23 protein-coding genes are annotated in these 24,668 nt (G+C 73.0%); 18 read left to right on the top strand and 5 right to left on the bottom strand.

Features of this window, described 5'->3' with window-relative positions; genetic code table 11:
* Window positions 1-25: 25 nt before the first annotated feature.
* On the bottom strand, window positions 26-1,018 hold the full coding sequence (locus tag FIV43_RS14830; RefSeq protein WP_231123418.1) for a class I SAM-dependent methyltransferase: 993 nt from the start codon (window positions 1,016-1,018) through the stop codon (window positions 26-28).
* 63 nt (window positions 1,019-1,081) lie between these two features.
* On the opposite strand from FIV43_RS14830, the gene FIV43_RS14825 reads away from it, so the two are divergent.
* Window positions 1,082-1,819: a Fic family protein gene (locus tag FIV43_RS14825; RefSeq protein WP_231123417.1), complete on the top strand. Its 738-nt coding sequence runs from the start codon at window positions 1,082-1,084 to the stop codon at window positions 1,817-1,819.
* Window positions 1,820-2,134: 315 nt separating this feature from the next.
* Here FIV43_RS14825 and FIV43_RS14820 read toward each other — a convergent pair whose 3' ends face one another.
* Window positions 2,135-2,941 carry an HAD family hydrolase gene (locus FIV43_RS14820; RefSeq protein ID WP_141014756.1) on the bottom strand — a complete coding sequence of 269 codons (807 nt, stop codon included), beginning with the start codon at window positions 2,939-2,941 and terminating at the stop codon, window positions 2,135-2,137.
* A gap of 122 nt (window positions 2,942-3,063) precedes the next feature.
* Here FIV43_RS14820 and ssd point away from each other — a divergent pair, with 122 nt between their 5' ends.
* The 7 genes from ssd to FIV43_RS14785 all read left to right on the top strand — a co-directional run bounded on the left by ssd (window position 3,064) and on the right by FIV43_RS14785 (window position 8,009).
* Window positions 3,064-4,152, top strand: a complete 1,089-nt coding sequence (gene ssd / locus FIV43_RS14815; protein ID WP_141014755.1) for a septum site-determining protein Ssd — start codon at window positions 3,064-3,066, stop codon at window positions 4,150-4,152.
* On the top strand, window positions 4,149-5,357 hold the full coding sequence (locus tag FIV43_RS14810; RefSeq protein WP_231123416.1) for a TadA family conjugal transfer-associated ATPase: 1,209 nt from the start codon (window positions 4,149-4,151) through the stop codon (window positions 5,355-5,357). Before ssd ends, FIV43_RS14810 begins: the two co-directional genes overlap by 4 nt.
* Window positions 5,354-6,133 carry a type II secretion system F family protein gene (locus FIV43_RS14805; protein ID WP_181407509.1) on the top strand — a complete coding sequence of 260 codons (780 nt, stop codon included), beginning with the start codon at window positions 5,354-5,356 and terminating at the stop codon, window positions 6,131-6,133. The genes FIV43_RS14810 and FIV43_RS14805 overlap by 4 nt, the downstream gene beginning before the upstream one ends.
* Window positions 6,130-6,873, top strand: a complete 744-nt coding sequence (locus tag FIV43_RS14800; protein ID WP_231123415.1) for a type II secretion system F family protein — start codon at window positions 6,130-6,132, stop codon at window positions 6,871-6,873. The genes FIV43_RS14805 and FIV43_RS14800 overlap by 4 nt, the downstream gene beginning before the upstream one ends.
* 160 nt (window positions 6,874-7,033) lie before the next feature.
* Window positions 7,034-7,243, top strand: a complete 210-nt coding sequence (locus tag FIV43_RS14795; protein WP_141014753.1) for a DUF4244 domain-containing protein — start codon at window positions 7,034-7,036, stop codon at window positions 7,241-7,243.
* Complete coding sequence (locus FIV43_RS14790; protein WP_141014752.1) at window positions 7,240-7,647, top strand: TadE family type IV pilus minor pilin; 408 nt, start codon at window positions 7,240-7,242, stop codon at window positions 7,645-7,647. The genes FIV43_RS14795 and FIV43_RS14790 overlap by 4 nt, the downstream gene beginning before the upstream one ends.
* The gene (locus FIV43_RS14785; RefSeq protein ID WP_141014751.1) at window positions 7,644-8,009 is read left to right on the top strand and encodes an Rv3654c family TadE-like protein; all 366 of its coding nucleotides are present in this window, start codon (window positions 7,644-7,646) and stop codon (window positions 8,007-8,009) included. The genes FIV43_RS14790 and FIV43_RS14785 overlap by 4 nt, the downstream gene beginning before the upstream one ends.
* Before the next feature lie 29 nt (window positions 8,010-8,038).
* On the opposite strand, the gene FIV43_RS14780 is transcribed toward FIV43_RS14785, so the two are convergent.
* On the bottom strand, window positions 8,039-8,365 hold the full coding sequence (locus tag FIV43_RS14780) for a hypothetical protein (protein ID WP_141014750.1): 327 nt from the start codon (window positions 8,363-8,365) through the stop codon (window positions 8,039-8,041).
* Between the two features lie 9 nt (window positions 8,366-8,374).
* The gene (locus tag FIV43_RS14775) at window positions 8,375-10,660 is read right to left on the bottom strand and encodes a DEAD/DEAH box helicase (RefSeq protein ID WP_231123968.1); all 2,286 of its coding nucleotides are present in this window, start codon (window positions 10,658-10,660) and stop codon (window positions 8,375-8,377) included.
* A gap of 258 nt (window positions 10,661-10,918) precedes the next feature.
* Here FIV43_RS14775 and FIV43_RS14770 point away from each other — a divergent pair, with 258 nt between their 5' ends.
* From FIV43_RS14770 to FIV43_RS14730, 9 genes are all read left to right on the top strand, one after another.
* Entirely contained in the window at window positions 10,919-11,251 is a 333-nt protein-coding gene (locus FIV43_RS14770) for an STAS domain-containing protein (RefSeq protein WP_141014749.1), read from the top strand.
* A gap of 239 nt (window positions 11,252-11,490) precedes the next feature.
* Window positions 11,491-13,821 (top strand): sodium-translocating pyrophosphatase, encoded by a 2,331-nt coding sequence (locus tag FIV43_RS14765; protein ID WP_141014748.1) that lies wholly within the window; start codon window positions 11,491-11,493, stop codon window positions 13,819-13,821.
* A gap of 37 nt (window positions 13,822-13,858) precedes the next feature.
* Window positions 13,859-15,349 carry a DUF7059 domain-containing protein gene (locus tag FIV43_RS14760; protein WP_141014747.1) on the top strand — a complete coding sequence of 497 codons (1,491 nt, stop codon included), beginning with the start codon at window positions 13,859-13,861 and terminating at the stop codon, window positions 15,347-15,349.
* A gap of 66 nt (window positions 15,350-15,415) precedes the next feature.
* Window positions 15,416-16,549: a DUF2510 domain-containing protein gene (locus FIV43_RS21080; RefSeq protein WP_181407508.1), complete on the top strand. Its 1,134-nt coding sequence runs from the start codon at window positions 15,416-15,418 to the stop codon at window positions 16,547-16,549.
* Window positions 16,550-16,744: 195 nt separating this feature from the next.
* On the top strand, window positions 16,745-19,459 hold the full coding sequence (topA, locus tag FIV43_RS14750) for a type I DNA topoisomerase (RefSeq protein WP_141014746.1): 2,715 nt from the start codon (window positions 16,745-16,747) through the stop codon (window positions 19,457-19,459).
* 37 nt (window positions 19,460-19,496) lie between these two features.
* Window positions 19,497-19,799: a putative quinol monooxygenase gene (locus FIV43_RS14745; protein ID WP_141014745.1), complete on the top strand. Its 303-nt coding sequence runs from the start codon at window positions 19,497-19,499 to the stop codon at window positions 19,797-19,799.
* Between the two features lie 71 nt (window positions 19,800-19,870).
* Window positions 19,871-20,545: a dTMP kinase gene (tmk, locus tag FIV43_RS14740; RefSeq protein WP_141014744.1), complete on the top strand. Its 675-nt coding sequence runs from the start codon at window positions 19,871-19,873 to the stop codon at window positions 20,543-20,545.
* Complete coding sequence (locus FIV43_RS14735) at window positions 20,542-21,690, top strand: DNA polymerase III subunit delta' (RefSeq protein WP_141014743.1); 1,149 nt, start codon at window positions 20,542-20,544, stop codon at window positions 21,688-21,690. The genes tmk and FIV43_RS14735 overlap by 4 nt, the downstream gene beginning before the upstream one ends.
* A 37-nt stretch (window positions 21,691-21,727) precedes the next feature.
* Entirely contained in the window at window positions 21,728-23,308 is a 1,581-nt protein-coding gene (locus FIV43_RS14730) for an alpha/beta hydrolase (RefSeq protein WP_141014742.1), read from the top strand.
* Window positions 23,309-23,321: 13 nt separating this feature from the next.
* Here FIV43_RS14730 and FIV43_RS14725 read toward each other — a convergent pair whose 3' ends face one another.
* The gene (locus FIV43_RS14725; RefSeq protein ID WP_141014741.1) at window positions 23,322-24,239 is read right to left on the bottom strand and encodes a LysR family transcriptional regulator; all 918 of its coding nucleotides are present in this window, start codon (window positions 24,237-24,239) and stop codon (window positions 23,322-23,324) included.
* Between the two features lie 126 nt (window positions 24,240-24,365).
* Here FIV43_RS14725 and FIV43_RS21075 point away from each other — a divergent pair, with 126 nt between their 5' ends.
* Window positions 24,366-24,542 (top strand): hypothetical protein, encoded by a 177-nt coding sequence (locus FIV43_RS21075; RefSeq protein ID WP_181407507.1) that lies wholly within the window; start codon window positions 24,366-24,368, stop codon window positions 24,540-24,542.
* Window positions 24,543-24,668: the final 126 nt, after the last annotated feature.

The following is a 24,668-nucleotide window of genomic DNA, read 5'->3' as shown; positions in this document are numbered from 1 at the left end:
CGCTCCCGGGAGCCGTCATCACCGGTCAGCGGAAGTCGATCAGGAGCATGCCGGAGTCGTCGTCGGTCGGCGGATCGGTGATCCCCGGGACGTCGGTGGCGGCCGGGGAGCCGGTCGGTCCGGCCGCGTCCTCGGTGTCGTCCGCGGTGCCGTGGCCGACACCGTCCACGGTGACCGGCACGGTGTCCTCGCCGACCGTGCCGCTCTCGGCCGGCGGCGCGGTCGGGTCGACCTTCGGCTTGGGGCGTACGCCGACCACGGCCCGGAAGCACCGGGTCAGGTACGGCAGCTGCATGCCGTCCATGCCGCGGCCGAAGTCGTCGTAGAACTCCAGCACCTCGGCGAGCTTGGCCTCCTGCTGCTCCGGCGAGAGGGTCGCCACGTTGGACCGGGAGCGGACCAGGTCGCGGATGCTCACCCGGTCCACGGTCTGCCAGTGCTTGAACGTGGCGTCCTCGACCGGGCCGAAGTAGATCGACTCCTCGAGCGCCTGGTCCGGGCCGCTGGCGGTGACGTCCTGGTTGCCGATCAGCCGGCCGAGTCGCTTCACCCACGGGATCCGCTCGTCGCGCACGTTCCAGACCAGAGCGAGCGAGCCGCCGCGCTTGAGCACGCGGGCGATCTCCGGCAGCGCCTTCTCCTTGTCGAACCACTGGTAGGCCTGGCCAACGACCACCAGGTCGTAGGTGGCATCGGCGGCCGGGATGTCCTCGGCCGAGGTCTGCGAGAGCCGGGCGACCGAGACCGAATTCGCCAACCGGTCCAGCATCCGCGGGTCCGGCTCGGTCGCGTGCACGTCGTGTCCCAGCGCGACCAGCTGCTCGGTGAGCTTGCCGGTTCCGGCACCGAGCTCCAGCACGGTGAGCGGCTCCTCGCCGGTGAGCCAGCGGACCGCGTCGATCGGGTAGCCCGGCCGACCGCGGTGGTACGCGTCGACCACCCCGCCGAACGAACGGGCGGGGTCGGTGGGCGAGGGTGCTGCGGCGTCGCGCGGTACGTCGGACATCGTGGCGCCCACGTTAGACCCTCGACCCACCGATCCCCGGTAGCCCGCGGGCGTGCCGTCGGTAGGGTCGGCGGCGTGAACGCAGCACCCGCCGACCCGCTCGCCTGGCTGATGACGCTGGAGGGCGTGCCCTCGGCGTTCGCGTCCGCCCGGGACGGCATCGACGTGGTGCTGCGCGACCGGGGCCTTCGTCGTACCTCGCCGGAGACGACGGCCGAGTCGCTGCTGCGCGGGGCGCACGCCAGCGCCGTCCTGGAGGGCTCCGCCTCGAGCCTTCCGCAGGTACGCGCCGGGGAGGGGGACGAGATCGCCGCGGACGCGGTCCGGCTCTCCGCCGAGCTGCTGGCACTGATGCCGGTGGTGCGGGCACAGCCGCTGCAGGCGCTGGCGCGGCTGCACGCGCTGGCCGGTCAGGGCTCGGTGCCCGCGGACCGGCTGGGCCGCCCGCGCGACGCCGAGGCCGCGACCACGCTGCGTGCGCTGGCGGAGCTGATCACCGCGCGCACCGAGGCACCGGCGCTGGCCGTCGCGGCGATCGTGCACGCCGACCTGGCCACCGCCGCGCCGTTCGCCTCGCACAACGGCATGGTCGCCCGCGCCGCGGAGCGGCTGCTGCTCGCCGCGCGCGGCGTGGACGAGAAGTCGCTGGTGGTGCCCGAGGCCGCCCACCTGGCGCTGCGGGCCCAGTACGAGTCGAACCTGCGCGGCTGGGGCTCGGGGAGCCAGGCCGGCCGGCACTCCTGGCTGCTCTACTCCGCGGAAGCGTTCGCGGCGGCGGCCGAGGCGAGCCCGCTGCGCCGCGAGGCGCAGTAGCCGCACCAGGCCGAACATGGCCGGCCCGACGGTGGCTGGCCCAGACATGCAGGTGGCACCCGAGGCCTGACTTCGCACTCGGATGCCACCGCTGACACGCGATCACCCCGGCTACCAGGCGTGCTCGAATATTGCTGCCTCGGGAGGTTCCCGTCGGGTCAGCGCCCTGTTCAGAAGGGTAGGTCGCCGCGTGGGTACCGGTGTCGCGTGTTGTCTTGAGTTCTCCCCTCCTTTGTACGCCGGTCGGGGAGCAACCTCAAGGCTTGTGTTTTCGTCCGGAGGAGCGGACTCTGAGTGGTTGGGGCCGGTGTCGGATCAAGCGCCGATGCGGCCACGCCGGACCCCGGCCCAGACCGCGGCGCCCACGGCCACCGCCCCGCCCACCGCCAGCGCTGCCAGCGTCTGCTTCGGCGGGGGCAGCGGCAGTTTCGACTGCAGCGCGACCGGCTTGGTGAAGACCAGCACCGGCCACTCCCGCTGCTCCGCGGTGCGGCGCAGGTCCTTGTCCGGGTTCACCGCGTAGGGGTGGCCGACCGCCTCGAGCATCGGCACGTCGGTGATCGAGTCGCTGTAGCCGTAGCTGTTCTCCAGGTCGTAGCCGCGCTCGGCGGCGAGCGCCTTGACCGCCTTCGCCTTCTCCTCGGCGTAGGCGTAGTACTCGATGTCGCCGGTGTAGTGGCCGTCCTCGACCGCGAGCCGGGTGGCGACGACGTGGTCCGCTCCGAGCAGGTCGCCGATCGGCTCGACCACCTCACTGCCGGAGGTGGAGACGATCACCACGTCCCGCCCGGCGTGCTGGTGCTCCGCGATCAGCTGGACTGCTTCGTCGTAGACGATCGGGTCCACGATGTTGTGCAGGGTCTCGGCGACGATCTCGCGGACGGTCGCCACGTCCCAGCCGGCGCACAGGCGTGACATGAACTGACGCATCCGTTCGACCTGGTCGTGGTCGGCGCCGCCGACGGTGAAGACGAACTGCGCGTAGACCGATCGCAGCACCGAGCGCCGCGAGATCAGGCCGCCGGCCTGGAACGGCTTGCTGAAGGCGAGCACGCTCGACTTGGCGATGATCGTCTTGTCGAGGTCGAAGAACGCGGCCGCGGTGACCGGCGCGTCAGACATGTCGCCATCGTAGCCACCGGGTGGGCCAGTCCGGCGTCCACAGGGGCCGACCGGGTCATCGTCCTCCACAGGGGCTGCGCGCTCCGTGGCCGTCGGGCGTGGCCGCGGGCGAGGTTTCCGGTATGGACACCCGCGCCCTCACTCCCGTTTCCACCAGGACCGCACCCCCGGACGAGCCGGGGGCCGCACTGGTCGTCACCGGCGACGAGCTGCTGCTGCACGAGCTCCTGCCGCTGACCGCCGCGGCCGACGTGACGCCGCAGGTGGTCGACCGGGCCGAGCAGGCACTCGTCGGGTGGTCGCGGGCCCGGGTGGTGCTGGTCGGTCTCGACCGGGCCGGGGAGCTCGCCGCGCTCGGGCCCGACTACCGCGAGCACGTCTACCTGGTCGCCACCGCCCACGTCCCCGACGACGCCTTCCGGACCGCGCTGGCGCTGGGGGCCCGGCAGGTGGTCGAGCTGCCGGTCTCCGCCGGCTGGCTGGTCGACCTGCTCACCGACCTGACCGAGCAGGGTGCCGACCGCGGCCAGGTGGTCGGGGTGATCGGCGGGAGCGGCGGCGCCGGCGCCACCACCCTGGCCTGCGCGATGGGCCAGTGGGCCGCGCGCCGGACCACGGCCGCGCTCGTCGACTGCGACCCGCAGGGGCCCGGGCTGGACCGGATGCTCGGCATGGAGCGGTGCGAGGGGTTCCGCTGGGACGCGCTGTGCCGGACCACCGGACGGCTCTCGGCGCGGGCACTGCGCGACGCCCTTCCCCGGCGCGACGGCCTGGGCGTGCTCTCCTGGTACGTCGGCGCCGAGCAGCAGACGCTGCAGGCCTTCGCCGTGCGCGAGGCGCTCTCGGCGGCCCGTCGTGGGCACGGCGCGGTGGTGGTCGACCTGCCGCGCAGCGGCGACCGCCTGGTCGCCGAGATCGCGGCCCGGTGCGACCGGCTGGTGGTGGTCACCCAGGCCTCACTGGTCGGGGTGGCCGGGGCGGCCCGGATGCGCGGCCGCTTCGCCGACCACCCTGCGGTCGGCCTGGCGCTGCGGGGGAACGACCTCGAGGGTGGCGACGTCGCCCGGGCGGTCGGTGCTCCGGTGTGGACGCAGATGCGGGACCAGCGCGGCCTCGACGAGGCCGTCGACCTCGGTCTCGGCCCTCTCCGCTCGCTGCGTGGTCCGTTGGCGCGCGCCGCGCAGGACCTCTGGGACGGCGGCCCGGCGTGACCCGTCGTGCCGCGGGCGGGGACGTGCTGGACGGCCTGGACGGGCTGGGCGACCTGGTCGAGGCGGTCCGGCACCGTCTGGCCGCCACCCCCGGCGCCCTCACCCCGCATCGGGTCAGCGACGCGCTGCGCGCGACCGGGCGTCCGGTCGGGGACGCCACGGTGCTCGCGGTCTACGAGGCACTCCGCCGCGACGTGGTGGGGGCCGGGCCGCTGGAGCCGCTGCTGCGGCTGCCGGAGGTGACCGACGTGCTGGTCAACGGCGCCGGCCCGGTCCATCTCGACCGCGGCCGCGGTCTGGAGACGACCGAGGTGCGGCTGCCCGACGAGGACGCGGTCCGCCGGCTGGCCCAGCGACTGGTCGCCAGCGGTGGCCGCCGGCTGGACGACTCCTCGCCCTGCGCGGACGTCCGGCTCCCGGACGGCACCCGGTGCCACGCGGTGCTGGCCCCGCTCGCGCAGCCGGGCACCGCGATCTCGCTCCGGGTGCCGCGGCGCGGCGGCTTCACCCTCGAGGAGCTGCGTGCCGACGGGACGCTGAGCGACGTGGGGCACCGCTTCGTGCGGGCCGTGGTGGAGCGACGCTGTGCGTTCCTGGTCAGTGGCGGCACCGGCACCGGCAAGACCACCCTGCTCGCTGCCCTGCTCGCCGCGGCGCCGCCGCAGGAGCGGATCGTGGTGGTCGAGGACGCCGCCGAGCTTCGCCCCGAGCACCCGCACGTGGTGGGGCTGGAGGCACGCCCGGCCAACCTGGAGGGCATCGGCGCGGTGGTGGTGCGCGATCTGGTCCGCCAGGCGCTGCGGATGCGACCGGACCGGCTGGTCGTCGGCGAGGTCCGTGACGCCTCGGTGGTGGACCTGCTGGCCGCGCTCAACACCGGTCACGAGGGCGGTTGCGGCACGCTGCACGCCAACTCGGCCCGCGACGTCCCGGCCCGGATCGAGGCGCTCGCCCTGGCCGGCGGCCTGGACCGGGCGGCCGTGCACAGCCAGCTCGCCTCCGCGGTGGAGGTGGTGCTGCACATGGTGCGCGGGCAGGACGGACGTCGCAGGCTGGGCGAGGTGGCCGTGCTCGAGCGGGACGCGGCCGGCTGGGCCCGCACCAGTGCGGCGGTCAGCTTCGCCGCCGACGGCTCGCCCACCTGGGGGCCGGCGGCCGAGGGACTGGTCGACCGGCTCGAGGGACACCAGGACGACGCTCGGTGACCGCCGTCGCCTGGGCCGGGCTGGCGGCCGCCGCATCGGTGCTGCTGGTGCTGCCGGGCAGGCCTCCCGCCCCGGTCCCGGCACCCCGGGCCCGACGGCCCGGCCGGCTCCTGGCATCCGCGGTCTGCTCGGTCTCGCTGCTGGTGTGGCTGCGACCGGGCTGGTTGGTGCTGGGCCTGATCCTCGGTGGTGCGGTCGCGGCCTGCGGGGTGCTGTGGCGTCGGCACGCCCGGTCCGCCGTGGTGCACCGCACCCGGGCGCAGGTGGTCGCGTTCTGCGACGGCATCCGGGCCGAGCTGGCGGCCGGGCTGGCTCCGCCCGAGGCGCTGCAGCACGCCGCGGAGGAGTGGCCGCTCCTGGCACCGGCGGCGCGGGCGGCGGTCGTCGGGGGCGGCGTACCGGACGCGCTGCGGGGGTTGGCGGACCAACCGGGTGCCGGCGACCTGCGCGTGGTCGCGGCCGCGTGGCAGGTCTCGCACCGCACCGGCCAGGGACTGGCCGACACCCTGGACCGGGTCGGGGCGGAGCTGCGCGCGGCGGAGCGGACCCGGCGGGTGGTCGCCGGTGAGCTGGCCTCGGCCCGGGCGACGGCCCGGCTCGTCGCCGTGCTCCCGGTCGCCGCGCTGCTGATGGGCAGCGGCACCGGCGCCGACCCGTGGTCGTTCCTGGTCGGAACACCACTGGGTCTGGCCTGCCTGGCCGGCGGGCTCGCTGCCGGACTGCTGGGGCTGGCCTGGATCGAAGCGATCGCCGCGGGCGTGGAGCACGGACGGTGAGCGCCGACGCGACCGTCGTGCTCGCCGGGCTGGCAGCCGGGACCGCCGCACTCCTCCTGGCCGCCCCTCGCCGACGATCGTGGGCGGCGGCAGCAGCACCACCAGCGCCGGCCGGCCGGTCACCCGCGGCGACCGACGGCCTGCTGCGACGTGGCCGCCTGCTCTGGGCGGTCTGCGCCGGGGCCGGGGCCGGGGTCGTCATGGGCGGCGCGCTCGCGCTGCCGACCGGTGTCGCGGCCGCGGTCGCGACCTGGTGGGCGGCCACCCGGATCGAGCCGGTCGCCGTGCGCCGGCGTCGCGAGGAGGAGCGTCGCGACCTCCCGCACATCGTCGCGCTGCTCGCGGCGGCACTGCGGGCCGGTGCCGCCCCGGCGCCGGCGATCAGCGTGGTCGGTCGTGCGCTCCCCGGCGCCGCGGCGGACCGGTTGGCCGCCCTGGCGGCACGGCTGGAGCTGGGAGCGGATCCCGGCGAGCTGTGGAGCGAGCTCGGCGGCGACCCCACCCTCGGCGAGCTGGGTCGCACCATGGCGCGGGCGCACCGTGCCGGAGCGCCGGTCGTGGAGGCGGTCGAGCGGCTCGGGGAGGAGCTGGCCGAGCAGGCCCGGGGTGAGGTCGAGGACCGGGCACGGACGGTCGGCGTACGGGCGGCGGTGCCGCTCGGCGTCTGCCTGCTGCCGGCCTTCCTGCTGCTCGGCATCGTCCCGTTGGTGGCGGCGCTGGCCGCCGAGATCACCTGGTGAGTCGGCCCACCGGTCACCGCCGGCGCCGCTCGGGAGGTCCGTCGCTGTGCATCCGGCGGGCCGTCCACACCCTCGTCGGCGACGGACGCAGCGCACCGCCGCGCCGGCGCAGTCTGATCCGGCACGACCGCACCGGGCGGTCGCCGAAACAGGAGGCACCATGACCACTCCCGTCCTCACGAGTCCGCGGAGGGCTCTGTCCCGCCGCCGACGCGGCCAGCGCGGTATCACCACCGCCGAGTACGCCGTCGGCACCGCGGCCGGTGCCGGTCTGGCAGGGCTGCTCTACAAGCTGCTCACCGGTGGCTTCGGCAATCAGATGCTGACCACGCTCTTCGACCACGTCCTCGGACTCCTGGGCATCGGATGAGCCCCGGGCGGTGCCGGCGGCGGCAGTCCCGGTCGACAGCGGAGCGGGGCGCGGTCACCGCCGAGCTGGTGGTCGGACTGCCCGTCCTGCTGGCGGTGACGCTGGGCCTGGTCTGGCTGCTCGCGGTCGGCGCCGCCCAGATCCGTACCGTGGACGCCGCTCGGGAGGCGGCACGCGCCGTCGCTCGCGGCGACGACCCCGGCGCCGCGACGGCGGCGGGCGAGCGGGTCGCGCCGGACGGAGTGTCGATCAGCGTGACCAGCGACGGCGAGCACGTGGTCGCCGTCGCGGCGGGCCGGATGGACGGCCCGGGTGGCGTCCTCGGCTTCCTGGCCGGTGCGCCACTGAGGGCCGAGGCGGTGGCCCTCGTGGAGGAGGGCGGTGCGGTCGGGGGTGCGCCGTGACGACGACGCGCCGCGGCGGTGAGCGGGGCGCGGCCACCGTGCTGGTGGTCAGCCTGAGCGCGGTGCTCCTGCTGGTCGGCAGCGGACTGGGCGTGGTGGCCGCGATGGTCGTCGACCACCGTCGCGCTCAGGCCGCGGCGGACCTGGCCGCCCTGGCCGGGGCGAGTGAGCTCGGCCGTGGCGGGGACGCCTGCCGGGCCGCGGGCGCAGTGGCGGAGCGCAACGGGGGCGCGCTCACCGGGTGCACCCTCGAGGGACGGGACGTGCTGGTCGCGGTGACCGTCAGCGGTCCGCGCTGGCTCGGTCAGACCGGTGACCTGAGCGCCCGTGCTCGGGCCGGCCCGGCGTCGCCGCCGGAGTGAGGCTCCCGACGGGTGGGGGCGTGGAGCCGTCAGCGCTCGCCGGGGTCGTTCTCCGCGAGCCGCTCGGCCTCCACGCGGTCGAGCTTCTCCGAGAGGTCGGTGAGGCGCTTCTGCTCGCGGCGTCGCCGCCACCCCTGGCGGGCGCCGACCTTGGTCATCCACAGGCCGACCAGCACCAGCACGGCGGCCACCACGCCGATGATGAAGAGGGTGGTCGCGCTCATCTCGATGCCGATGAAGGTGGTGTAGACGTCGGTGCCGCCGTCGCTGGTGCGCGACTCGGTGCCGGTGCCCAGGACGCCGCCGAGGACGAGAAGGGCGCCGACGACGAGGAGCACGAGCCCGAGGATCACCATGGCAGAAGGCTACTCCTCGGTGCGTACACCGCCGCCGAGCAGCGCGTCCAGCAGGCGGACCGCCCCGGCCTTGTCCAGCGGCTCGTTGCCGTTGCCGCACTTGGGCGACTGGATGCAGGACGGGCACCCCTGGGCGCACTCGCAGGCGGCGATGGTGTCCCGGGTGGCGCCCAGCCAGTCGCGGGCGGTGCGGAAGCCCCGCTCGGCGAACCCGGCCCCACCGGGATGACCGTCGTGCACGAAGACCGTGAGCTGCCCGGTGTCGGGGTGCAGCGCGGTGGAGACGCCGCCGATGTCCCAGCGGTCGCAGGTCGCGAAGAGCGGCAGCAGACCGATCGAGCAGTGCTCGGCCGCGTGCGCCGCGCCGGGCAGGTCGGCGGCGGCCAGCCCGGTCCGGGCGAGCACCTCGGCCGGGACGGTCCACCACACCGCGGTGGTGCGCAGGGTCCGCTCCGGGAGGTCCAACGGGGTCTCGTCGAGGACCTCTCCGGTGGCCGCGCTCCTCCGCAGGTAGGAGACGACCTGCTGGGAGACCTCGGTGGTGCCGAAGGCGAGGCGGCACTCGCCCCACGCCACGGACTCGACCTCCTCGACGATCCGGATGTCGGTGAGCTCGCGGGCGCTGGTGGTGAAGGTCGCCTCACTGGGGTCCATCACCGCGACGTGCTCGTCCAGGTCGAGGGTGTCGACCAGCCAGGTCTCGCCGCGATGCAGGTAGATCGCGCCGGCGTGGGCGGTCGAGTGGGCACGGGCGGCGTCCACGGTGCCGACCACCCGCCCGGTGCTGCCCTCGATCAGCTGCACCGGTCGGCCACCGGCCGAGCGGATGTCGGCCAGGTCGGCCGCGCGGCGACGGTCGGTCCAGAACCAGGCGGCCGCCCGCCGGCGCAGCAGGCCGGCGTCGACCAGGTCGCGCAGCACCTCTCGTGCCCGTGGGCCGAACAGGTCGAGCTCGTCGGGCTGCAGCGGCTTCTCCTGAGCGGCCGCACAGAGGTGGGGGCCGAGCACGTACGGGTTGTCCGGGTCGAACACGGTGCCCTCCACCGGCCGACCGAGCAGCGCCTCCGGGTGGTGCACCAGGTAGGTGTCCAACGGGTCGTCCCGCGCCACCAGGACGCCGATCGCAGAGCCCCCGGCCCGACCCGCCCGTCCCACCTGCTGCCAGAAGGCGGCCCGGGTCCCCGGATAGCCGCTGATCACCACCGCGTCCAGGCCGGCGATGTCGATCCCGAGCTCGAGTGCGTTGGTCGCCGCCATGCCGAGCAGTCGCCCGGAACGCAGGTCTGCTTCCAGGGCGCGGCGCTCCTCGGGCAGATAACCGCCGCGATAGGAGTCGACCCTGCGGGCCAGCGCGGGGTCGACCTCGCCGAGCAGCTCGTTCGACCGGCGTGCCACGGTCTCCACACCGCGGCGCGACCGCACGAAGGCGAGCGTGCGGACGTCCTCGACGACCAGGTCGGTGATCAGGTCGGCCGTCTCGGCGGTCGCGGCACGACGTACCGGCGCGCCGTGCTCGCCGCCGCCCTCGATCAGCGGCGGCTCCCACAGCACCAGCTCCAGCTCGCCGCGGGGCGAGGCGTCCTCGGCGACCGCGGTGACCTCCAGCCCGGTCAGCCGCCCGGCCGCCACCTCCGGGTCGGCCATCGTGGCGGAGGCCAGCACGAAGGTCGGGTCGGCGCCGTGGAGGGCGCAGACCCGCCGCAGCCGGCGCAGCACCTGGGCGACGTGCGCGCCGAAGACGCCGCGGTAGTGGTGTGCCTCGTCGACGACCACGAAGCGCAGGGATCCGAGATAGCGCGACCAGCGCTCGTGGCCGGGGAGCAGGGACCGGTGCAGCATGTCGGGGTTGGTCAACACGTACTCGGCGTGGTCGCGGGTCCACTCCCGCTGCTCCGGTGAGGAGTCGCCATCGTGGGTGGCGACCCGGACATCGAGACCCAGGGCGTCGATCGCCGTCCACTGGTCGTGGGCCAGTGCCTTGGTCGGCGCCAGGTAGAGCACTCCGGCACCGCGGCGGCCACGGGGCCCTCGACCCTCGCGGACCGCGGTCAGCGCGGGCAGCAGGTAGGCCAGCGACTTGCCCGACGCGGTGCCGGTGGAGAGCACCACGTGGCGACCCGCGCGAGCGGCGTCGGCGGCACGGCGCTGGTGCTCCCAGAGGGAGTCCACGCCGCGGGAGCGGTACGCCGCGACCACGGTCGGGTCCGCCCACTTGGGCCAGTCGGCGAGCGTCGCCGGCCGTGCGGGGAGCCGCCGGTGGTGACGCACCCGCTCGGGCCGTCCCGGCGCCGCCATCAGGCGTGCGACCACCGCGGCAGCGTCCAGCGGGGCCCGGAACGGGCCCGTCGGTCGCGGCGACGCGGGCGGTGACGGCATGGTCTCGGTCGAGGTGTTCATCTCTTCCCTGATCCTCACACGCGGGGCGGACACAAAGCCGGTCCGGCCGGCGGGTCCGGCGCCGCGGTCGGAGGCACCGGCGTGGCCGCGCTTTCGCACGGCATGGTTTGATGTGCTCGCCTGACAACTGTCATCTCTGGGAACAAGGGTGGGGACGTGGACCTGACGCTGTCGACGCGCGAGGCCGCCGGGCGCACCGTGATCGCGGTGGGCGGCGAGATCGACGTCTACACCGCGCCCAAGCTGCGCGACACCATCACCGAGTTGGTCGCTGCCGGCAACTACCGGCTCGTGGTGGACATGGAGGGCGTCTCCTTCCTCGACTCCACCGGACTCGGGGTCCTGGTGGGCGGCCTGAAGAAGGTTCGTGCCCACGACGGCGGCCTGGAGCTGATCTGCAGCCAGGACCGCCTGCTCAAGATCTTCAAGATCACCGGACTGGCGAAGGTCTTCACGATCCACTCCACGGTCGACGCCGCCCTGGCCTGACGCCGGCCGGGGCTCGTCCGCCGAGTCGTCCTCCCCGCACCGCTCGCTCGGGCACGGGGCCGGAGTCGCACGGTCGCGCGCGTCGCCGGCGCTGACGGCACCCGCCCGACACGCCGTGTTTGTGAGGTGTGTCACGTCACGTCGCGCGCCGCCCCTGTTCCGTGGCTAAGATCGCCCGCAACGTCCTTGTGACCTGGGTCACAACACTTTCGCTGCACCCCTCTTGAGGAGGCAGAAGAATGGTTGGAATCAGTCCGCTCGCGGCGGTCGCGGAGGTCGACGGGGGCAACCTCGTCCTCGTCGTCGTGGTCGCCCTCATCGCCCTCGGATCGCTGGCGATGGCCGCGATCTTCCGGTCCGAGGTGCTCGCCGCCGGTGAAGGCACCCCGAAGATGCAGGAGATCGCCACCGCGGTGCAGGAGGGCGCCAACGCCTACCTCACCCGGCAGTTCCGAACCCTCGCGATCTTCGCGGCGGTGGCGTTCCTGCTGCTGCTCGCACTCCCGGCGGACGACACGGCGGTCCGGGTCTTCCGGTCCGTCTTCTTCCTCGTCGGTGCAGGCTTCTCGGCGGCGATCGGCTACCTGGGCATGTGGCTCGCGGTGCGCGCCAACCTGCGGGTGGCCGCGGCCGCGGACACGCAGGGCCGCGATCCCGCGATGAACATCGGCTTCCGGACCGGCGCGGTGGTCGGCATGGCCACCGTCGGGCTCGGCCTGCTCGGCGCGAGCGTGGTGGTTCTCGCCTTCCAGGACGAGGCACCGCACGTGCTGGAGGGCTTCGGCTTCGGTGCGGCGCTGCTCGCCATGTTCATGCGCGTCGGCGGCGGCATCTTCACCAAGGCCGCTGATGTCGGCGCCGACCTGGTCGGCAAGGTCGAGCAGAACATCCCCGAGGACGATCCCCGCAACGCAGCGACCATCGCCGACAACGTCGGTGACAACGTCGGCGACTGCGCCGGCATGGCCGCCGACCTCTTCGAGTCCTACGCGGTGACCCTGGTCGCGGCGCTGATCCTGGGCTCCCAGGCCTTCGGCGACAAGGGCCTGGTCTTCCCGCTGCTGGTGCCGGCGATCGGCGCACTGTCCGCGATCGGTGGCGTCTACCTGACCAAGCCGCGCCCCGGCGAGAGCGGACTGACCACGATCAACCGCTCGTTCTACATCTCCGCCGGCGTCGGCGCGATCGCCAGCGTCGCCCTCTCCTTCGCCTACCTGCCCACCGAGTGGGACGAACTGACCGGCACCGGCGACGGGTTCGGCGGCCTGCTGATGGGTGGCAGCGAGGACCCGGGTGTCAGCCCGGCGGTCTTCGCGGCCGGGTCGGTGGTCATCGGCATCGCCCTGGCCGCGGCCATCCTGGCGCTCACCGGCTACTTCACCGGCACCGAGCACCGACCGGTCAAGGACGTCGGCAAGACCTCGGTCACCGGAGCGGCCACCGTGATCCTCTCCGGACTCTCGGTCGGCTTCGAGTCCGCCGTCTACACCGCGCTGGTGATCGGCGCCGCCGTCTTCGGGGCCGCACTGCTCGGTGGGTCCGCCGCGCTCTTCGCGGTGGCACTGGCCGGTTGCGGGCTGCTCACCACCGTCGGGGTGATCGTCGCGATGGACACCTTCGGCCCGGTCTCCGACAACGCCCAGGGCATCGCCGAGATGTCCGGCGACGTCAGCGAGGAGGGGGCGCAGATCCTCACCGAGCTCGACGCCGTCGGCAACACCACCAAGGCGATCACCAAGGGCATCGCGATCGCCACCGCCGTGCTGGCGGCGAGTGCGCTGTTCGCTTCCTACGCCCAGTCCGCCACGGAGGCACTGCTCGACGCCAAGGGCGTGGGACCCGAGGACGGCGAGGCGTTCGCCACCGCGTTCCTCATCGTCGACGCCAAGCTGATCGTCGGCGCCCTGCTCGGCGCCAGCGTCGTCTTCCTCTTCTCCGGGCTGGCGATCAGCGCCGTCGGCCGGGCCGCCGGCGCCGTGGTGATGGAGGTACGACGCCAGTTCCGCGACATCCCCGGGATCATGGACGGCTCGGGGCGGCCGGAGTACGGCCGGGTGGTCGACATCGTGACCCGCGACTCGCTGCGCGAGCTGGCCACCCCCGGCATCCTGGCGATCCTCTCCCCGATCGCGGTCGGGTTCGGCCTCGGTGTCGGACCGCTGGCCGGGTTCCTGGTCGGCGCGATCGCCACCGGCACCCTGATGGCGGTCTTCCTCGCCAACTCCGGCGGTGCCTGGGACAACGCGAAGAAGCTCGTCGAGGACGGTCACCACGGCGGCAAGGGCTCGCCGTCCCACGAGGCGACCATCATCGGCGACACCGTCGGCGACCCGTTCAAGGACACCGCCGGACCGGCGATCAACCCGTTGCTGAAGGTGATGAACCTGGTCTCCCTGCTGATCGTCGGGGCGATCGTCAGCCTCTCCTACGGCGACAGCGAGAACGACGTGGTGCGGATCCTGATCGCGGTGGTGGCCGCCGCCGGCATCGTCGTCGCGGTCTACGTCTCCAAGCAGCGCGAGAGCGTGATCGGGGAGGAGGCTCCGGCGGAGGTGAGCGACGGCATCTGACCGGCGGCCCCGGAGCCCCGCCCCGTAGCGTGGACCCGTGACGTCCACTGACCTCGCCGCCCCGCTCCGCGACGCCCTCGACGCCGCCGACTTCCGCTACGACGCGGTCGCCGCGCTGCTCGGCGACGCCGCCCACCAGGCACTCTCGCGCAACGAGACGGCGCCGGCGCGGCGTCGTACGGGTGAGGACGGGTCGCCGCTGTCCACCCTGATCCGGCTCTTCCTGCTGCAGGAGGCGGTCGAACGGGAGGCGGCGGAGGCGGCGTTGCCCGGCCTGGTCGATCGGCTCGGCGCGGCGGGCATCCTGCTCACCGGTGTCGGCGAGGTCGCCGCCCGGCTGGACTGCAGGCCGTATGCCACCGCGGAGGGCGACGACCTCTGGGTGGTCAGCGACCTGACCCCCGGGCTGGACGGGTCGCCGACCAACGTGAGTGGCGACTACGTCCTCGGGATCAGCCAGGCGTCCTCCTCGTTGGCACAGCTCACCCTGCGTGAGGACGTCGGCACCGCGCTGGACCTCGGCACCGGCTGCGGGGTCCAGGCCCTGCACCTCGCCGCGCACAGCGACCACGTGGTCGGCACCGACGTGAACGCGCGCGCACTGGCGATCGCCCGCTTCAACGCCGCGCTCAACGAGCTCGACGACAAGATCGAGATCCGGGACGGCTCCTTCTTCGAGCCCGTCGCCGACCAGCGGTTCGACCTGATCGCCACCAACCCCCCGTTCGTGATCTCCCCGGCCACCGGCGAGCGGCTCGTCTACCGCGACTCCGGTCTGCCCGGCGACCGCGTGGTCGAGCACATCGTGCGGACCGCGCCGCGCCACCTCAACGACGGCGGCTGGTGCCAGATCCTGGCGAACTGGGTGATCGAGGAGGGACGGGGCTGGGACGAGCGGCTGTCCGGCTGGCTGCCCGAGGACTGCGACGCCTTCGTGGTGCAGCGCGAGATCCTGGACCCGGCCGCGTACGTCGAGCTCTGGCTGAAGGACTCCGGCCACCACCCCTCGACCGGGGCCGGCAGCACCGCCGACTACCTGCGCCGCTACGACACCTGGCTCTCCTGGCTCACCGACCAGGGGGTGGCCGGGATCGGCTTCGGCTGGATCAACCTGCACCGCTCCGGTCGCTCCGGGGCGCCGCGCACCGAGCTCGTGGAGTGGCCCTACGACGTGGAGCAGCCGATCGCTCCGGCGATCGGCGCGTGGGCGCGGCAGCGCGCGGCGGCGGCACAGGTGAGCGAGCAGGACCACCTCCGGGTGCGGGTCGACGTGATCCAGGAGACGCAGGGCCCGGTCGGCGCCGAGGATCCCTCCACCATCGTGCTGCGCCAGCAGCACGGCTTCCGACGTGCCCGCCGGGCCGACACGGTCACCGCGGCCGTGGTGGGTGCCTGCGACGGCGACCTGAGCGTCGGCCAGATCCTGGACGCGGTCGCCGACCTGCTCGCCCGCGATCCCGCCTCCTTGCGGGAGGTCTACCTCCCCGAGATCGCCGAGCTGGTGGCCGAGGGGTTCCTCGAGCGCTGAGTCCTGCCGGGGAACGGCCGCCGGACGACTGGACGCGGCCCCGGACCGGTTTGGCACACTGGCCGCGTGACGAACGCAGGCTGGTACCCCGATCCGGCGGGCGCTCCCGACACCTACCGGTACTGGGACGGCCAGTCGTGGAGCGAGCACACCTCGAGCAACCCCTACGGCGGCCAGCAGCCCCAGCAGCCGGCCCAGCAGCCGCCGCCCCCGCCCGCTCCTCCGGCCGGCTCCGGAGGGTCGTACGGCGCGCTCGGCCCCACCCCCGGCGCCCCCGGGGGTGGCTACGGCTCGGGCGGCTACGGCTCGGGCGGCTATGGCTCGGGCGGACCGGGCGGACCGGGCGGACCGGGTGGCTACGGTCCCGGCGGCCCGTGGCAGCCGGAGCAGCCCGGCGGGTCCGGCGGGTCGACCGGCAAGACGATCGGGATCGTGCTCGGCGGGGTCGCGGCGCTGGTGGTGCTGGCGATGATCGCGTTCTTCGCGGTCCGCGCCGTCGCCGGTGGCGATGACGACGACACCGCCGCCGGTGGCAGCGACTCCTCGACGAGCTCGGAGGGCTCCACCGACGACGGGAGCGAGGGCAGCGAGGACCCCTCGCCCAGCGACGGGTCGTCGAACCCCTCGGCACCGAACGTGCAGACCTGCACCAGCGGTCAGCCGATCAGCAGCCGGCCCAACACCGGCGCGACGATCAGCGGTGGCCGGCTCACCATGCCCGCGCTCAAGGACGAGGGCTACACGATCGACCACGACTACGCGACCGCGTTCACCTTCGCGGAGCGGATGAGCACGATCTACCGCATCATCGAGGAGGGGAACGCCGCCGGCCTCGGATGGGTCTCCACCGGGGGCGTGGGCGGACTGCGCAAGGGCATCGTCGAGTCGAAGGACCAGGCTGCCGACCTGGTCATGGCCTGCATGGCCAACAACCCCGCGCTCTACTCCGGCTTCACCGGGATGACCGAGCTGGAGTCGGGCCCGATGAAGGTCGACGGCCACGACGCCTACTCCCTGGTCTCCGAGCTGCGGGTCGACGTGGACGGGCTGGAGGCCGAGGGCGACCAGGTGCAGGTGGTGGTCGTGGACACCGGCGACGACCGCCTCTACGGCCTCTACATCTTCGCGGTGCCGATCGGCGACGACGAGCTGATCGCGCTGCAGGAGGAGACCATCGGCGAGGTCACCGTCCGCGACTGAGACCCGGCGCACGGCGGTGCGCTCGGACACACCCGGCGTCCCGTTCCGCGCCCACGGTGGCGGCACAGTGGGCGGCACGCGCTACCGTGAGCGGCCGTGGAGGCTTCTCGCCGCCACGAGATCTTGAGGGAGCGGGCTGTTCGCACGGGACCGGATGTCCCGGCAGCGAGGTCCACGGAGACGGAGAAGTCGGCAGTGGCACACAAGCTGGTGATCGTGGAGTCGCCCGCCAAGGCGCGCACCATCGGTGGGTACCTCGGCGACGGCTTCGTCGTGGAGTCCTCGATCGGTCACATCCGCGACCTGCCCAACAACGCCTCCGACACCCCGGCCAAGATCAAGGACAAGCCGTGGGGCCGGCTGGCGATCGACGTGGACCACGAGTTCACGCCGTACTACGTCGTGCCGCGCGACAAGAAGTCGCACATCTCCAAGCTCAAGTCGCTGATGAAGGACGCCGACGAGCTCTACCTCGCCACCGATGGTGACCGCGAGGGGGAGGCGATCGCCTGGCACCTGCTCGACGAGCTGAAGCCGAAGAACATCCCGGTCCGCCGGATGGTCTTCCACGAGATCACCAAGCCCGCGATCCAGGAGGCCGCCGCCAACCCGCGCGACCTCGACATGGACCTGGTCGAGGCGCAGGAGACCCGACGGATCCTGGACCGCCTCTACGGCTACGAGGTCTCCCCGGTGCTGTGGCGCAAGGTCATGTCCGGTCTCTCCGCCGGTCGGGTGCAGTCCGTGGCGACCCGGCTGGTCGTCGACCGCGAGAAGGAGCGGATGGCCTTCAAGGTCGCCTCCTACTGGGACCTCGAGGGCACCTTCGACGCCGGCTCCGGTCACGACCAGCGGATGTTCCCGGCCAAGCTGCACTCCCTGGACGGCACCCGGGTCGCCTCCGGCTCGAACTTCGGCGCCGACGGCCAGCTCAAGGGGCTGGCCGACGTGGTGCACCTCGACAGGCAGCGCGCCGAGGGCCTGGTCACCGCCCTGGAGAACACCTCGTTCGAGGTGCGCTCGGTGGAGTCCAAGCCCTACAAGCGCTCGCCGTACCCGCCGTTCCGCACGACCACCTTGCAGCAGGAGGCCAGCCGCAAGCTGGGGATGAGCTCGAGCGTGACCATGTCGGTCGCACAGCGGCTCTACGAGAACGGCTTCATCACCTACATGCGCACCGACTCCACCACGCTCTCGGGCGCGGCGGTCGGCGCCGCGCGGGCGCAGGTGAGCGAGCTGTACGGCGGGGAGTACCTGCCGGACAAGCCTCGCACCTACACCTCGAAGGTGAAGAACGCGCAGGAGGCGCACGAGGCGATCCGGCCCGCCGGTGACTCGTTCCGCACCCCGGCCCAGACCGGCCTGAAGGGCGACCAGTTCCGCCTCTACGAGCTGATCTGGATGCGCACGGTCGCCTCGCAGATGAAGGACGCCGTCGGCCAGACGGTCTCGATCCGCCTCGGCGGCGCCGCGGCGACGGGCGAGGACGTGGTGTTCGGCGCCTCCGGCCGGGTGATCACCTTCCACGGCTTCCTCAAGGCGTACGTCGAGGGCACCGACGATGCGGCCAGCCGCAAGGACGACGCCGAGACCCGGCTGCCCGCGCTGCAGCAGGGCGACGCGGTCTCCGCGGCCTCGCTGGAGGCGAACGGGCACGAGACGAAGCCGCCGGCTCGCTACACCGAGGCCACCCTGATCAAGGAGCTCGAGGACCGCGAGATCGGCCGGCCCTCGACGTACGCCTCGATCATCGGGACCATCCTCAACCGCGGCTACGTCTACAAGAAGGGCACCGCGCTGGTGCCGGCCTGGATCGCCTTCTCGGTGACGCGGCTGCTGACCGAGCACTTCACCCGGCTCATCGACTACGACTTCACCGCCGGGATGGAGGGCGTCCTCGACGAGATCGCTCGTGGCGAGAAGGACCGGATCGGCGAGCTCACCGAGTTCTACTACGGCTCCGACAAGCTCGCCGGGCTGAAGGGCCTGGTCGACGGTCTCGGCGACATCGACGCGCGCGAGCTGGCGACCTTCCCGGTCGGCGAGGACGACGACGGCATCCACCTGCGGGTCGGCAAGTACGGGCCCTACCTGGAGGGCCCGGGGGACGACGGCACCGCGTTCGCGAAGCGGGCGAACGTCCCCGACGACCTGCCGCCCGACGAGCTCACCGTGGCCAAGGCCAGGGAGCTGTTGGCGAACCCGGCCGGGGAGGAGATCGACCTCGGCACCCACCCGGAGACGGGTCTGCGCGTGGTCGCCAAGAACGGTCGCTACGGCCCGTACGTCACCGAGGTGCTGCCCGAGGACGCTCCGAAGAAGGAGAAGCCGCGCACCGGGTCGCTCTTCAAGTCGATGTCGCTGGACACGGTGACCCTCGACGACGCGGTCAAGCTGCTCGCGCTGCCGCGGCTGGTCGGCACCGACGAGGCGGGGGAGGAGATCACCGCCCAGAACGGTCGCTACGGGCCGTATCTGAAGAAGGGCACCGACTCGCGGTCGCTGACCTCGGAGGACCAGATCTTCGCGATCACCCTGGACGAGGCGCTGAAGATCTACAGCCAGCCCAAGCAGCGCGGCCGCGCCGCGGCCGCCCCGCCGCTCAAGGAGCTCGGTCCCGACCCGGTCTCGGGCCAGCCGGTGGTGGTCAAGGCCGGCCGGTTCGGCGAGTACGTCACCGACGGTGAGTACAACGCCACCCTGCGCAAGGACGACAGCGTCGAGGCGATCACCATCGAGCGCGCGGCCGAGCTGCTCGCCGAGCGGCGTGCCAAGGGGCCGGCGAAGAAGGCGGCCAAGAAGGGCGCCAAGAAGTCGACGGCGAAGAAGACCACCGCGAAGAAGACGGCAGCCAAGAAGGCTCCGGCCAAGAAGGCCGCGACGAAGAAGGCCGCCACCAAGAAGTCCTGACGGCAGGCTGTCGGTGCGCCGGCCTAGCCTTCCGATCATGACCTTCGTGAACTGCGGTTGGATCGGCGTGCAGCCCGGCCGGGCAGCCGACTTCGTCGCCCACCTGACCGCTCCGTCGGCCGAGCTCGCGGAGGTCGGCTGCCTCCAGTACGACGTCGGCACCAACGCCGACGAGCCCGACCGCGTCTACGTGGTCGAGCGGTGGACCTCGGCGCAGGCGCACCAGGACTCGCTGCAGCTGGCGTCGGTGCAGGCGGCGATCGCGGCGGCCCGGCCACTGATGTCCGGCGAGGTCGGTGGGTTCGACTTCCACGTCGCGGGATCGCCGCTGAACGAGTAGGTCCAAGGGGTCGAGCAGCGTGAGCGCACCCGTCGCGAGGTTGGGTCGGGGCGGTCTCGTAGGTTGATCCCGTGAGTTCCGACTGGCCCGGCCGCTACACCGACACCGGTGTCTTCGTCTGCTTCGAGGGCGGCGAGGGGTCGGGCAAGTCCACCCAGTCGCGGCTGCTGGCGGACCGGCTCGGCGCCGAGGGCCACGAGACCGTGCTGACCTTCGAGCCCGGTGACACCACCGTCGGCAAGGAGCTGCGCCGGATCGTGCTCAGCCCGGAGACCGGCGACCTGGATCCGCGCACCGAGGCGCTGCTCTACGCCGCCGACAAGGCCGAGCACATCGCCACCCTCGTCGAGCCGGCACTGGCGCGTGGCGCGGTCGTGATCACCGACCGGTACGTCGACTCCACGCTCGCCTACCAGGGTGCCGGCCGCACCCTGGCGGTCGGCGAGGTCGAGGACGTGGCGCGCTGGGCCACCGGCGACCTGCGTCCGCACCTGACCGTCGTCCTCGACCTGGATCCCGCCGACGGGTTCGGCCGGTTCGCCGGCCGCGACCGGATCGAGCAGGAGTCGCTCGAGTTCCACCAGCGGGTGCGCGCCGCGTTCACGGCGATGGCCGCCGCGGACAACGACCACTACCTGGTGCTCGATGCCCGCGCGCCGGTCGAGGAGGTCGCGGCGAGGATCGCCGAGCGGGTCCGACCGCTGCTGATCCAGGCCAGCGCCGTGGCCGTCGAGGGGGAGGCATGACCCCCGCCGGCGACATCTGGTCCACCCTGGTCGGCCAGGCGCCCACCATCGAGGCGCTGCGCCGCGCCGTGGGCGGTCACGGGATGACCCACTCGTGGTTGTTCACCGGACCGCCGGGCTCGGGCAGGTCCAACGCGGCGATCGCGTTCGCCGCCGCGCTGCAGTGCCCCCAGGGCGGCTGCGGGCACTGCCACGAGTGCCACACCGTGCTCACCGGCAGCCACGCCGACGTCTCGGTGGTCCGGACGGAGAAGCTGACCATCGGCGTCAAGGACGTGCGCGAGCTCGTCCGCAAGGCGGCGCTGACGCCGATGGGCGACCGTTGGCAGATCCTGGTCCTGGAGGACGCCGACCGTCTCACCGAGCAGGCCTGCAACGCCCTGCTGAAGGCGATCGAGGAGCCGAACGGTCGCACCGTGTGGATGCTGTGCACCCCCACCGTCGACGACATGCTGCCCACGATCCGGTCCCGCTGCCGGCTGGTCACCCTGGCCACCCCGACCACCGAGGAGGTCGCGGAGTTCCTGGTCGGCAGGGGCGTGGAGCAGTCGCTGGCGACGTACGCGGCCCGGGCCAGCCAGGGACACATCGGCCGCGCCCAGGCGCTCGCGTTCGACGAGGAGGTCCGCAAGCGGCGCAGCGCCGTGGTGGGCCTGCCCGCCCGACTGACCAATCTCGGCGCCTGCCTGCGCGCGGCCTCGCTGCTGGCCGAGAACGCGAAGGTGGAGGCCGAGGTGATCACCGGCCGGCTGGACGCGCAGGAGAAGGCCGACCTGGACACGGCCTACGGCGTGGTGGACCGCGGGCGGCGGCCGCGCGAGTACGCGCCGGCACTGCGGGAGATGGAACGGGACCAGAAGACCCGGGCGAAGCGCCGGGTGCTCGACGTCGTGGACCGCGGGCTGACCGACCTGACCTCCGTCTACCGCGACGCGATCGCCCTGGCGGTCGGTGCTCCCGGCGCGTTGGTCAACGAGGATCTGCGACCGGAGATCACCGAGCTCGCCCGTCGTTCCACGCCGGAGGAGAACCTGCGCCGGATCGGCGCGGTCTTCGGCGCCCGGGAGCAGATGCTGGAGTTCAACGTGGCGCCGGCCTTGGCGCTGGAGTCGATGATGGTGGCGTTGCAGGTGGCGGAGGACTGACCCTCCGCCACCGATCAGACACGAGTCGAGGAGAAGTGTGCGCAGAGTCGAGGTCGTCGCCCTGCTGCTGGTCGGTGCGCTGATCGTCGTGGGATGCCTGGGCGCCGCCTGGGCACTGTCCGGCGGCGACAGCGGGGACGACGGCGCGGACGAGGCGGGGTCCGCCGCCGGCACGCCGTTGCCGGAGCGCACCGAGCCGACGCCGCGGGTCGCGCTCGGGGGCGTGCCGCGCGAGCTGCGTACCTTCTACCGCCAGTCGTTGGCGTGGGAGCAGTGTGGCGCGAACGAGTGCGCCACCCTCGAGGTGCCGATCGACTACACCGACGTCTCCGCCGGCACCACGGAGATCGCGCTCGAACGGACCCGGGCCACCGGGGAGCGCCAGGGATCCCTGGTGGTCAACCCGGGCGGCCCGGGAGCCCCCGGCACCGACGTCGCCACCCAGGCCGACCTCTACTTCGCGCCGGAGCTGCTCGCCGCCTACGACGTGGTCGGGTTCGACCCGCGGGGCACCGGCGACTCCGACCCGGTCGACTGCCTCAGCGACGCCGAGCTCGATGCCTACGTGGCGCAGGACCCGGCGCCGGACACCGCCGCCGAGGAGACCGAGTTCGTCGACGAGCTCGACACCTTCTGGAGCGGTTGCCAACGGCGGTCGGACTCGCTCGCCGGCCACGTGAGCACCGTGGAGGCCGCCCGCGACATGGACGTGCTGCGCTCGGTCCTCGGGGAGGAGCGGCTGCGCTACTTCGGCTACTCCTACGGCACCCGCCTCGGTGCGACCTACGCCGAGCTGTTCCCGGAGCGGGTCGGACGCTTCGTCCTCGACGGGGCGATCGACCCGTCGCTCGACTCGCGCCGCAACGCGCTCAGCCAGGCCGAGGGGTTCGAGACCGCGCTGCGCTCCTACGTGGGCGACTGCGTCGACCAGGGCGACTGCTTCCTGGGCGACTCGGTCGAGGACGGCCTGGACACCATCGTGGGTCTGCTGGACCGGATCGACGATGCGCCGCTGCCGGCCGACGACCCCGAGCGCGACCTGGAGATCGGCAACGCCTTCTACGGGCTGATCCTGCCGCTCTACGCGAAGGAGAACTGGCCGGTCCTGGACCAGGCCCTGCGGTCGGCGCTGGAGGGTGACGGCACCACGCTGCTCTTCCTCTCCGACCACTACGGATCGCGGGAGTCGGGTGCCTACACCGACAACAGCCTGGAGGCGATCTCGGTGATCAACTGCCTCGACGACCCGAGCGCCTTCACCCGGCGGCAGGTGGCGGCACAGATGCCGGACTTCCTGGCCGCCTCGCCCACCTTCGGCGAGGTCTTCGCCTGGGGGATGCTCGGCTGCGCCGGGATCCCGTACACCGCGACGGACGAGCCGGACCTCGAGATCGACGGCTCCGGAGCCGCCCCGATCGTCGTGATCGGTACGACGCGCGACCCGGCGACGCCGTACCAGGAGGCGGTGGCGATGGCGGACCAGCTGGAGTCCGGGGTGCTGGTCAGCCGGGACGGCGACGGGCACACCGCCTACAACCGCGGGAACGACTGCGTCGACACGGCGGTGCACGACTATCTGCTCGACGGCGTGGTGCCCGAGGACGGGCTGGAGTGCTGAGGTCCCAGCGGGATCAGAGGGGGTCGGAGATCGCCTGGATCCGTTCGGTGGCGAGCTCGATCATCAGCCGCGCCGCCGGCGACAGCTGAGCCCCGGCCCGGTGCACGATCGCGACGATGTCGTACTGGCGCGGGCGCAGTGAGACCCAGCCCGTGTTCGGGGCCATCCGGGGGAGGAGCTGTTGGGCCGCACCCTTGTTGATCACCGAGTCGGCGAGACCGCGGTCGACCAGCTCGACGGCGGTCTCCACGTCCTCGACCTCGATCCGGGTCGGAGGGTTGTGGCCGGTCTCGTGCAGCATCTGGCGCAGCACGATCCGGGTGGAGTCCGACTCGCGCCAGGTGGTCTCGGCCATCACCAGCGACGCCTGGGCGAGGCGGTGGGCGGTGATCGGGCCGGACAGGCGTTCGGGGTCGGAGGAGATGTAGACCAGCTCGTCGCGGGCGACCGGGGTGATGGTCATGCCCTCGCTGGAGAGGTTCGCGACGGCGATCATCGCCGCCTCCAGCCGGCCCCGGCGAAGGTCCTCCTGGACGTCGAGCGAGTTCTGCCCGACGAGCTCGACACGGACCCCCGGATGGCGTTCGAGGACGTCGGCGATCAGCGCGGCGCCGGCGTACAGGCGGGCGGTGCCGAACATGCCGAACCGGATGGTGCCGGTCTCCAGGGAGCGGGTGCTGGCCACGGCACGTTCGGTCTCCGCGACGGCCGCGAGCACCTTCTCCGCGTGGGGGCGCAGGGCGTCGGCCACCGTGGTCGGTACGACGCCGCGCCCGACCCGACGAAACAGCTGGACGTCCAGCGACCGCTCGAGGCTCCGGATCTGCTCGGAGACGCTGGGCTGCGCGTAGCCGAGGGCGTCGGCGGCGCGGGTCAGCGAGCCCTGCTCGTAGGTCGCCAGGAAGCAGGTGAGCTGGTGCAGCGACAACATCGGAGACCCCCGTCACATCCATAGGTGATCCCTAGGGATTCGTCTGGAAAGAGAGCCTACCCCTGGTAGTTGAAACCTCAGACAATGGAGGCGTCAGCATTGTCGGCCCCGTGAAGGAGGCAACCCATGTTCATCCACTCCTGCTCCTCGTGCGAGAAGCGCCAGCTCATCTTCCCGAGCCAGATCGAGGGGGTTGCCGGCTCCGACAGCACGCTGTCGTTCAGCTTCACCTGCTGGTGCGGCGCCCCGCAGACCCACCTCACCGGACGCGCCGACGTCCCCGAGGTCGCCGTCGCGGGCTGACCCGCCACTCGGCGCCGTCGACGTGGGGTTCCGGACCCTGTTCCCTGTCCCGGGCCCCACGTCATCGGTCGATTCGGACAACGAAGTGAGGCGCCGGTATGCTGCGCGAGGTCGTGCCGGCCCCGC

This window comes from Nocardioides sambongensis, assembly GCF_006494815.1.
Lineage (GTDB): Bacteria > Actinomycetota > Actinomycetes > Propionibacteriales > Nocardioidaceae > Nocardioides > Nocardioides sambongensis.
This window is presented reverse-complemented; position numbering and strand designations above follow the sequence as displayed.

Bases quoted from the DNA above. Each gene is read 5' to 3' on its own strand.
- FIV43_RS14820 (WP_141014756.1), bottom strand. From the start codon at position 2,941: ATGTCTGACGCGCCGGTCACCGCGGCCGCGTTCTTCGACCTCGACAAG.
- ssd (WP_141014755.1), top strand. From the start codon at position 3,064: ATGGACACCCGCGCCCTCACTCCCGTTTCCACCAGGACCGCACCCCCG.
- FIV43_RS14795 (WP_141014753.1), top strand. From the start codon at position 7,034: ATGACCACTCCCGTCCTCACGAGTCCGCGGAGGGCTCTGTCCCGCCGC.
- FIV43_RS14790 (WP_141014752.1), top strand. From the start codon at position 7,240: ATGAGCCCCGGGCGGTGCCGGCGGCGGCAGTCCCGGTCGACAGCGGAG.
- FIV43_RS14780 (WP_141014750.1), bottom strand. From the start codon at position 8,365: ATGGTGATCCTCGGGCTCGTGCTCCTCGTCGTCGGCGCCCTTCTCGTC.
- FIV43_RS14775 (WP_231123968.1), bottom strand. From the start codon at position 10,660: ATGGCGGCGCCGGGACGGCCCGAGCGGGTGCGTCACCACCGGCGGCTC.
- FIV43_RS14765 (WP_141014748.1), top strand. From the start codon at position 11,491: ATGGTTGGAATCAGTCCGCTCGCGGCGGTCGCGGAGGTCGACGGGGGC.
- FIV43_RS14745 (WP_141014745.1), top strand. From the start codon at position 19,497: ATGACCTTCGTGAACTGCGGTTGGATCGGCGTGCAGCCCGGCCGGGCA.
- FIV43_RS14735 (WP_141014743.1), top strand. From the start codon at position 20,542: ATGACCCCCGCCGGCGACATCTGGTCCACCCTGGTCGGCCAGGCGCCC.
- FIV43_RS14725 (WP_141014741.1), bottom strand. From the start codon at position 24,239: ATGTTGTCGCTGCACCAGCTCACCTGCTTCCTGGCGACCTACGAGCAG.
- FIV43_RS21075 (WP_181407507.1), top strand. From the start codon at position 24,366: ATGTTCATCCACTCCTGCTCCTCGTGCGAGAAGCGCCAGCTCATCTTC.